Origin of the sequence: Mesorhizobium sp. (assembly GCF_004962925.1) — a bacterium.
In the GTDB taxonomy this organism is placed as follows: Bacteria; Pseudomonadota; Alphaproteobacteria; order Rhizobiales; family Rhizobiaceae; genus Mesorhizobium.
In genome coordinates, this window is record NZ_SUEO01000074.1 from 1 (window position 1) to 3980 (window position 3980).

Annotated in this window: 4 protein-coding genes, 1 tRNA gene and 1 pseudogene; 4 read left to right on the forward strand and 2 right to left on the reverse strand. The window is 64.4% G+C overall.

Annotation, left to right across the window (positions count from 1 at the left end; all coding sequences use genetic code 11):
- A partial coding sequence (locus E5W87_RS16465; protein ID WP_292399354.1) for a nicotinate-nucleotide--dimethylbenzimidazole phosphoribosyltransferase occupies positions 1-518 on the forward strand: 518 nt, incomplete at its 5' end.
- Positions 519-641: 123 nt separating this feature from the next.
- Here the strand turns inward: E5W87_RS16465 and E5W87_RS16470 are convergent.
- Together E5W87_RS16470 and E5W87_RS16475 are read right to left on the reverse strand one after the other, a co-directional pair.
- Positions 642-717 (reverse strand) — tRNA-Lys (locus tag E5W87_RS16470).
- A 104-nt stretch (positions 718-821) separates the two neighbouring features.
- Positions 822-1733: a PhzF family phenazine biosynthesis protein gene (locus E5W87_RS16475; RefSeq protein WP_292399357.1), complete on the reverse strand. Its 912-nt coding sequence runs from the start codon at positions 1731-1733 to the stop codon at positions 822-824.
- Between the two features lie 114 nt (positions 1734-1847).
- On the opposite strand from E5W87_RS16475, the gene E5W87_RS16480 reads away from it, so the two are divergent.
- The 3 genes and pseudogenes from E5W87_RS16480 to E5W87_RS16490 all read left to right on the forward strand — a co-directional run.
- Complete coding sequence (locus tag E5W87_RS16480) at positions 1848-3140, forward strand: efflux RND transporter periplasmic adaptor subunit (RefSeq protein WP_292399360.1); 1293 nt, start codon at positions 1848-1850, stop codon at positions 3138-3140.
- A 5-nt stretch (positions 3141-3145) separates the two neighbouring features.
- Positions 3146-3853, forward strand: a complete 708-nt coding sequence (locus E5W87_RS16485; protein WP_292399364.1) for an ABC transporter ATP-binding protein — start codon at positions 3146-3148, stop codon at positions 3851-3853.
- A 2-nt stretch (positions 3854-3855) separates the two neighbouring features.
- Positions 3856-3980: pseudogene (locus tag E5W87_RS16490) on the forward strand (ABC transporter permease); the annotation flags it as partial.

Below are 3980 nucleotides of genomic sequence, written 5' to 3' on the forward strand. Positions count from 1 at the left end.
GCAATACCACGCCGGCGGCTGCCATTTCGGCCGCCCTGTTTGGCGGCGGCGCGGAAAAATGGACCGGGCGCGGCACCGGCGTCGACGATGCCGGCCTTATACGCAAGATCACCGCCATAGAGGCCGGCCTCAAGCGCCACACCGAGGCGCTTGCCGACCCGCTGAAGATCGCAGCCGCACTTGGCGGGCGCGAACTCGCCGCCATTTTCGGTGCGACGCTAGCCGCACGCCATTTAGGCGTACCGGTGCTGCTCGACGGCTTCGTCTGCACCGCCGCCGCCGCACCCCTGGCAAGATTGCACCCCGCCGGCCTCGCCCACGCGCTCGCCGCGCATGTCTCTGCCGAATCCGGCCATCGCCGCCTGCTCGAAGCCCTCGGACTGCCGCCGCTGCTCGATCTCGGCATGCGGCTCGGCGAAGGCTCCGGCGCCTGCCTCGCCGTCAACATCGTCCGCTCGGCGCTCGAATGCCATGCCCGCATGGCAAGCTTCGCCGAGGCTGGCGTCTCGGAGAAGTAAATGTTCGCAAACTCATGAGAGGCGACACACGCATCGGCTCGACACGGGGCGTGAGACGGCATTTTACCGCCTCACGTTCTCACCCTGTTCCCAGGGTCTTGCCACCTAAGTCTTTGAAATCCTTGGTGGGTGCGACAGGGATCGAACCTGTGACCCGCTGATTAAGAGTCAGCTGCTCTACCAACTGAGCTACGCACCCACTCGCCGGTAAAACCAGCGTCGGCGGGCATATAGCTGCCGCCATCGGCCATGTCCAGCCCTGCCGGATTCATTTCCCGACAAATCGCCTTGAACCGATGGCGATCAGATAAACAACCGACCTTCCGCCACCTTGACGGCATGGCCGCCGATGCGAGCGGCGGCCAGTTTGCCGCCTTCGACAGTCAGTTCGAGGCGGATGCGCGAAGGCCGGCCCATCTCCAGCCCTTGCTCGATCCAACGCTGGGAAACACCCTCTCTCGGGCCGTCGAAATGCATGATCGCGCCGGCGAAAGCCGCCGCCGCCGAGCCGGTCGCGGGATCTTCATAGGAGGGATTGCCCGGCACGATCATCCGGACATGGAAGGCGCTGTCGTGATTCACCGTCTCACGGCAGTAGACATACGGGCTGGCGAAGGCCCATTCGCTCTTGCGGGGTGCCAATTCCGACCACGCCTGGTTGTCCAGCCTTATCCGGGCGGCCGCCTCCAGATCGGCGACCGGAATGGTCACATAAGGAACGCCGGCCGACCAGAACGAGACGCGGTGATTCTCGAAGCCGACTTCGTGCGGCCCCAGGCCAAGTGCTGCCCCGATCGCCTCCGGGTCGGCGCCGAGTTCGAGTCGCTCCGGCAGTTTGGCCAGGTCGAACTCGGCAAAGGTGGCGCCATCATGCTTGCTGACGGCGCAGCGCACCGGGCCGATGTTCTCTTCCAGGACAAAGATGCCGGCGGTGTCGCCATCGCCGGCCATTTCGGCAAGTGCGATCGCAGAGCCGACGGTCGGATGGCCGGCGAACGGCATTTCGTAATCGGGCGTGAAGATGCGGATGCGGGCGCGATGCTTGGGATTGTCCGCCGGCAGCACGAAGACCGTTTCCGACAGGTTGAACTCGCGTGCGATGGCCTGCATCGCGACCGTGTTCAGCCCTTTGCTATCCAGCACGACGGCCAGCGGATTGCCGGCCAGCCGCTCGGTCGTGAAAACGTCGTAAAGTAAGTAATCCCGGGTCAGCATCGTAGAAAGCCTTCTGCCTCAGTCCCAACATGGGCGAAATTTAATTTGATATTTGAACGATTAGGCATGATCTGTGCACTGATTGGGACATCACTGATATTATAGGGGTCCGGCGTGGACCAGATTGTCAATCTGCCAAAAGTGGAATCCGCTTCCACCATCGAGACGGCGCTCGGGCTTGACCACCAGGGTCTGAAGAGGAAACAGCGTCGCGGCTGGCTTTATGGCCTGCTTGTGCTGATCGTCGCCGTCGCGAGCCTTGCCGGCTACCAATGGTACGCCGCGTCTCCCGCCAAGATCGACTATACCACGGCGCCGGCCGCTGTCGCCGACCTCACGGTCGAGGTATCGGCGACCGGCACGCTGCAGCCGCTCACCCAGGTCGACATTTCGAGCGAACTGTCCGGCGTCGTCCGCTCGGTCGCCGTCAACGAGAACCAGCAGGTGAAGAAGGGCGATGTGCTGGCGGCGCTCGACACGGCGAAGCTGGAGGTGCAGATCGAGCGCGCCGAGGCTTCCGCCAAGGCGGCGGCCGCCAATGTCGAGACCGCCACGGTAACCCTCACCGAAAATGAAAGAGCGCTTGTGCGCGCGGCGGCACTCACCAAGCGCGGCATGGCGACGGACCAGTCGCTTGAAGCGGCGACCGCCACACGCGATCGCTCCAAGGCAGCGCTCGATAGCGCCAAGGCCAATCTTGCCATCGCCAATGCCGATCTCAAGGCGCAGCAGACGGACTTCGCCAAAAGCACCATCTATGCGCCCATCGACGGCATTGTCCTGACGCGCTCGGTCGATCCCGGCCAGACGGTTGCCTCCTCGCTGCAGGCGCCGGTGCTGTTCATCATCGCCGCCGACCTCAGGAACATGGAATTGAAGGCAGCGGTCGACGAGGCGGACATCGGCGCGGTCAAGCCCGGCCAGCATGCCCGCTTCACCGTCGACGCCTTTCCGGAACGGCCGTTCGATGCCGAGATCCGCGACATCTCCTATGCTTCGGTCACCACCGACGGCGTCGTCACCTACGACGCGCGGTTCGAGGTCGACAACAACGAGCTTCTGTTGCGGCCCGGCATGACTGCCACCGTTTCGGTCGTTACCAAGCAGGCAAAAGGCGTACTCACCGTACCGTCGACGGCTTTCCGTTACCGGCCGGCGCAAACAGCCGCCCGCGCGTGGAGCCTGAGCGACCTGTTCACGGGCCGTATGGGCCGTCCGGGCGGCAACCGCCAGCGCCAGGCGACAGCGCAGCCTACCGATGGCTCGCGCACGCTCTACGTGCTCGAGAATGGCCGGCCTCGGCCCGTCAACGTCAAGATCGGCTCCACCGACGGCGAACTGACCGAGATCACCTCCGGCCTCGAAGAAGGTGCGCAAGTCATCACCGCCGCTCAGCAGCGGAGCTGAAGACCATGGCGGCGGGCGCGACCCTCATCACCTTCGACAAGGTCTGGAAAAGCTATGGCCAGGGTGAGGCCACGGTCCATGCGCTGGCTGGCGTCGATCTTGCCATCCGCAGCAGCGAATTTGTCGCCATCATGGGTCCGTCCGGCTCGGGCAAGTCGACAGCGATGAACATCATTGGCTGCCTCGACACGCCGACCGCCGGAACCTACAGCTTCATGGGCATCGACGCTGGCCGTCTCGACCGCAACCGCCGCGCCATGCTGCGCAATCTCTATGTCGGCTTCGTCTTCCAGGGCTACAATCTCCTGCCGCGCACTACGGCGGTGGAGAATGTCGAACTGCCGCTGATCTATCGCGGCGTCGCCGCCCGCGAGCGTCACGACCTCGCCATGAAAGCGCTGGCCGAGGTCGGCCTTGTCGGCCGCGAGCATCATACGCCGGCCGAACTCTCCGGTGGCCAGCAGCAGCGCGTGGCGATCGCACGCGCCATCGTCACCAGGCCGACCCTGCTTGTCGCCGACGAGCCGACCGGCAATCTCGATACCGCCCGCACCCACGAGATCATGGAACTCTTGACCAGACTGAACACTGAGCTTGGCCTCACCATCGCCTTGGTCACGCATGAGGCCGATGTCGCCGCCTATGCCGAGCGCACTGTTCGCTTCCTCGACGGCCACGTCGCCTCCGACACGATCAATCTCGAGGTGGCGTAGCCATGATCTGGGAAACCGTCCGCCTCTCGCTGCTGTCCGTGCGCCGCAACGTGCTGCGCTCGTTCCTGACGCTGCTCGGCATCGTCATCGGCGTCGCCGCCGTCATCGCCATGCTCACTATCGGCTC